This window comes from Binatus sp. (SeqCode) (assembly GCF_036522015.1).
Taxonomy (GTDB): Bacteria; Desulfobacterota; Binatia; order Binatales; family Binataceae; genus Binatus.
In genome coordinates this window covers 1-4,437 of the sequence record NZ_DATDGQ010000171.1, presented here as the reverse complement: position 1 = coordinate 4,437, position 4,437 = coordinate 1, and the positions used below count along the sequence as shown (strand labels likewise).

Genomic DNA, 4,437 nt, shown 5'->3' with positions numbered 1-4,437 from the left:
AATCAGGTACTCATTGTTAGAGAGCGGTAGGACCAGCGTCGATTGGCTGATCACATATAGATGTCCGACGGTCGGGCGCAGGAATCCCGGGTAGAGCGGGTTCACGCCGAGCCAGTACGGCATGATGATGCGGCGGCCGGGTTTCCAGTCGGTGAGGCTGACGTGCGCCTCGTGATCGTTGTCGGCGAGGATGAAATCGCGACCGTTGAAATCGCGCATGATGTCGCGGCTCAACTGATCCTCGGGCGGCGTGGAGATTTCGCCGGTTGGTCCGAAGTCGAGCGCCTTGTCCGGCGTGCATCCGGCGACGACTGAGATGAGCGCGAGTGCGATTGCGACGACGATCGTTCTCATGTGCGGCGAATCATGTGCGGTATCTCGCGTAGTCTGCCGGGATGTGGCCGCCGAGCGTCCACTTCATTGGCAACGAGACCTCGCGCAAGACGGGGATTTGCACCGACTTGCCGTCGGGGCGTTTGAATTCGCGCTTGCCCATGTATTGCACTATCGTCGGCAGGATTTTTCCGGTTCTTAAGTATTGCGTGCGCGTCGTGACGAACACCGTCTCCTGCTTGACCAGCGAGCTGCCTGCTTCGATCATCCATTCGCCGGGTGCGTCGAGCGGCTTTTCGAGTGTGGCCTCGCTGATAACGTAGAAGTCGCCCTCCTTCGGCGCCATCACTCCGGGCACGAGGATGTTGACGCCGAACCAGAACGGCAGTTTGAGGAACTTGTCCTTGCGCCAATCGAGCGGGCGCACCTCGGCGATCGAATTGTTGTCGCCGAGCACGAAAGTGCGCTCGCGAAAGTTCAGCTCTATGTCTTCCGCGCTGGCATAGATGCTTAGCGGAGCCACCACCGGCGGCGACTTTGCGCATCCCGCAAAACTCGCTACTGCGAAGGCGAGCGCAACGGCGGTCGCGAATTTTTCAGGCTGTCGTTTTGTTGTAATGCGCGGCAATTTCGCGGCCGACCAGTTCGATTTGCTTCGGCCACGCATCGGGTTCCGCGATTGGCCACAGTACAAACTTGTCGAGACCCTTCGCAACGTATTCGCTGAGCCGCGCGATCACGTCGTCAGGCGAGCCGTACACGGTGCGCTCGAGGTAGGCCTCAGCGCCACGGCCCATCGCCGTGAGCATCGGGCGCATTTCTTCGAGTGCGCGCTCGCGCGACGACGAGATGCGGCAGAGCAATATCAATCCCGACTCGATGTGCGCGTTGGCGCGACCGTAGCCGGCCGCATAGTCGCGAATCTTCGCCATGCTCGCGCCGAATTCGTCAGGCGTCTGGAACGACGCGAAGAATCCGTCGGCCAGGCGCGCCGCGCGTTTCAGCGCCGCGTCGGAGCGACCGCCGACCCAGATATCCATCGTGCCGAAATCGTTGTTGGTGCGCGCGGCGGGGCGCGGCTCGATGGTGACGTTGTCGAAGTTGAAGAAGCGTCCGTGGTAGCTCGCGACGCGCTCGCGCCAGACCGTACGCAGCACCTCGATGCCTTCGTCGAGGCGCTTGCCGCGTCCTTCGACTGGAATTCCGCACGCGGCATAGTCGGCGAGATTCGCGCCGGTGCCAACCGCCATCACCATCCGGCCGTTCGACAGGTAGTCGAGCGACGCGAACGATTTCGCAACCATCAGCGGGTGGCGCAGATTGAGCAGCAACACACTCGGCCCGAGTTTCATGCGCGAGGTGCGCGAGGCGAGGAGCGAGAGCGTGGCGACGACGTCGAGTTCAGGCGAGGGTGCCAGCAGATGATCGGAGAGCCAGAACGAATCGAGGCCCCAATCTTCGGCGCGCTCCGCAACGCGAGCGATCGTTTCCGCGGGCGGCATCCCGAGCCGCCAAAGTCCAAATCCAACACCGATCTTCACCTGTTTCATCGCATGCGCTACCTCGTTTGCGCGCGTCCACCGAGAATAATAGCATAGGCCGCCTCAATGAATCAGAATCCTACGGCATCGAACGGTGCGCCGGTGACCGTGACCCTGTTTGGCACCGGAGACGCGTTCGCGAGTTTCGGCCGTTCACAATCAGGCTACCTGATCGACGCACCCGGCGGCCGCATCCTGATGGAGGCCGGGCCAGGGCTGATGCAGGCGCTCAAGGGCAGCGGCGTCTCGACCGACAGCTTCGATTTGCTACTCATCAGTCATCTGCACGGCGATCATTTCGGCGGCCTGCCGTTTCTGATCCTCGACTACATGTGGGAGACGCGGCGCAAGAAATTGCTGACCATCGCAGGCCCGGCCAGGCTCGAAGAGCGGACGTGGTCGCTGATGCGCACGATGTTCCCGCATTTCGAACTGGACAAGATCAAGCACAAGCTGAAGTTCGTGGTGCTCGAGCCGGGCCGTTCGAAGCGGCTGGGGAAGTTCAAGGTAAGCGCGATTCGCAGTCCGCATACCAAGCCGGACATTTCGCTGTCGTTGAGAATCGACGGCGGCGGGAAGTCGATAGTTTTCTCGGGCGACAGCGGATGGAATGATGAACTTGTGGAGTTCAGCGCCGGGGCCGATCTGTTCCTGTGCGAATGCACATACTATGAGAGCGCGCATCTGAAGTTTCATCTCAACTATCCGCTGCTGGCGGCCAATCGCGACAAGTTCAGGGTGCGCCGGATGGTACTGACGCATCTGGGGCGCGAAGTGCTGAGCCGCGAGGATGAGATCGCGCTTGAAATGGGCTATGACGGCATGAAGATCAAGCTCTAGCCCGGCGCACCGCCGCAGATAAGGATACTTACATGGGCATAGTACAGGGCAAGCGGGCGCTGGTGGTCGGCGTCGCGAACGACAAGAGCCTGGCGTGGTCGATCGCGCAGACGCTGGCGGCGGAAGGCGCCGAGATCGCGATGACCTACCAGGGCGAGATCCTCGAGAAGCGCGTGCGTCCGCTGGCGGCACAAATTGAAGCGGATGTGATCGGCGAGCTCGATGTGAATGATGACGCGCAAATCGCGTCGGTGTTCGCGGCGCTCAAGAAAAAATGGAACGGACTCGATCTGCTGGTGCATGCGGTCGCATTTGCGGAGCGTCAGGATCTGCGCGATCGATTTCTGACCGTGACACGGGAGAATTTCAAGAAGTCGCTCGAGATCAGCGCCTACTCGCTGGTCGCGCTCGCGCGCGCCGCAGAACCGCTGATGGAAGCGCGCGGCGGCGGATCGATCCTCACCCTCAGCTATCTCGGCGCGGTCCGCGCGATTCCCAACTACAACATGATGGGCGTGGCCAAGGCGGCCCTGGAAGCCTGCGTGCGCTACCTGTCGGTGGACCTGGGGGCGAAGAATATTCGCGTCAACGCGCTCAGCGCCGGCCCCGCCCGCACGCTGTCTTCGTCAGCGATTCACGATTTCCACTCGATGCAGCATGAGGTCGAGGCCCGCTCTCCGCTCCGTCGCGCGATGAAGACCGAGGAAGTCGGCAAGATGGCAGCCGCCGTGCTCAGCGATTTTTCAAGCGGCGTCACCGGCCAGACGCTGTACGTGGACGTGGGTTACAATATCGTCGGCGTCTAGCGGCAAGGAGTATCGCGATGGCTATATTCACAGTCCCGCAGCTATCGGACAACTACGCGTACCTGGTGATTGACGACGGCAGCAAGGAATGCGCGGTGGTCGATTGCGCCGAGGCCGACAAGGTGATCGCGGCGGCGAAAGCGCATGGCGCGAAGATCGTCGCGGTGCTGACCACGCATTGGCACGGCGATCATTCCGGCGGGAACAACGACATCGCGTCGAAAGTGCCGGGAATCAAAATCTACGGCGCGAGCGCGGAAGGCGGAAAGATACCCGCACTGACCAACCCGCTGAAGGACGGCGACAAGGTTAAAATCGGCGCGCTCGAAGGCCGCGTGATAGGAATCCCGGCGCATACCAACGGGCACGTCGCCTACTACTTCCCGACGCTCAGCGCGGTGTTCACCGGCGATACGATGTTCATCGGCGGATGCGGCCGCGTGTTCGAGGGCAAGGCCGCGACGATGGTCGCGTCGCTGAAGAAACTCGCGTCGCTGCCCGACTCGACGCAGGTTTTCTGCGGTCACGAGTACACCGAAAAGAATCTGCGCTTCGCGCTGACGCTCGAGCCGGGGAACGAGGCGCTGAAGAAGAAGCATGAGTGGAGCGTGAAGGCCCGCGCAGAGAACAAGTTCACGGTGCCGTCAACGATTGGCGACGAAAAGAAGACCAACCCGTTCCTGCGCACCGACAGCCCCGAGCTGCGCGCCAGTCTGAAACAACGCGATCCGTCGATAGCCGACGATCCGATCGCGATTTTCGCGAAGGCCCGCGAACTGAAGGATCACTTCTAGACCGACACTCGCAAAATCGAACGCTGGATTTACCTGCCGACTAAATGAGCGAACGTTTTCTGAAAAGAAAAACGCGAATTACGATAAGTATCGCGACTATCACCGAGAGCCAGCCGAACCAGT

6 protein-coding genes are annotated in these 4,437 nt (G+C 61.2%); 3 read left to right on the top strand and 3 right to left on the bottom strand.

The window, feature by feature from the left end; genetic code table 11:
• The 3 genes from VIW95_RS07260 to VIW95_RS07250 all read right to left on the bottom strand — a co-directional run.
• Positions 1-354 (bottom strand): hypothetical protein (locus VIW95_RS07260; protein WP_331584870.1); only part of this gene is annotated, 354 nt, incomplete at its 3' end.
• Positions 355-364: 10 nt separating this feature from the next.
• Positions 365-961, bottom strand: a complete 597-nt coding sequence (locus VIW95_RS07255; protein WP_331584868.1) for a hypothetical protein — start codon at positions 959-961, stop codon at positions 365-367.
• A complete protein-coding gene (locus tag VIW95_RS07250; protein ID WP_331584866.1) occupies positions 930-1,883 on the bottom strand; it encodes an LLM class flavin-dependent oxidoreductase in 954 nt (317 codons plus the stop codon). The genes VIW95_RS07255 and VIW95_RS07250 overlap by 32 nt, the downstream gene beginning before the upstream one ends.
• A 57-nt stretch (positions 1,884-1,940) precedes the next feature.
• Here VIW95_RS07250 and VIW95_RS07245 point away from each other — a divergent pair, with 57 nt between their 5' ends.
• The 3 genes from VIW95_RS07245 to gloB are packed head-to-tail and all read left to right on the top strand — an operon-like array spanning position 1,941 to position 4,314.
• Entirely contained in the window at positions 1,941-2,714 is a 774-nt protein-coding gene (locus VIW95_RS07245; protein WP_331584864.1) for an MBL fold metallo-hydrolase, read from the top strand.
• 32 nt (positions 2,715-2,746) lie between these two features.
• Positions 2,747-3,520 (top strand): enoyl-ACP reductase, encoded by a 774-nt coding sequence (locus tag VIW95_RS07240; protein WP_331584861.1) that lies wholly within the window; start codon positions 2,747-2,749, stop codon positions 3,518-3,520.
• Positions 3,521-3,537: 17 nt separating this feature from the next.
• Positions 3,538-4,314 carry a hydroxyacylglutathione hydrolase gene (gene gloB, locus VIW95_RS07235; RefSeq protein WP_331584859.1) on the top strand — a complete coding sequence of 259 codons (777 nt, stop codon included), beginning with the start codon at positions 3,538-3,540 and terminating at the stop codon, positions 4,312-4,314.
• Positions 4,315-4,437 lie beyond the last annotated feature (123 nt).

What these genes read in the sequence shown, in the direction of transcription:
- VIW95_RS07250 (WP_331584866.1), bottom strand. Translation starts at nt 1,883, where the DNA reads ATGAAACAGGTGAAGATCGGTGTTGGATTTGGACTTTGGCGGCTCGGG.
- VIW95_RS07245 (WP_331584864.1), top strand. Translation starts at nt 1,941, where the DNA reads ATGAATCAGAATCCTACGGCATCGAACGGTGCGCCGGTGACCGTGACC.
- VIW95_RS07240 (WP_331584861.1), top strand. Translation starts at nt 2,747, where the DNA reads ATGGGCATAGTACAGGGCAAGCGGGCGCTGGTGGTCGGCGTCGCGAAC.
- gloB (WP_331584859.1), top strand. Translation starts at nt 3,538, where the DNA reads ATGGCTATATTCACAGTCCCGCAGCTATCGGACAACTACGCGTACCTG.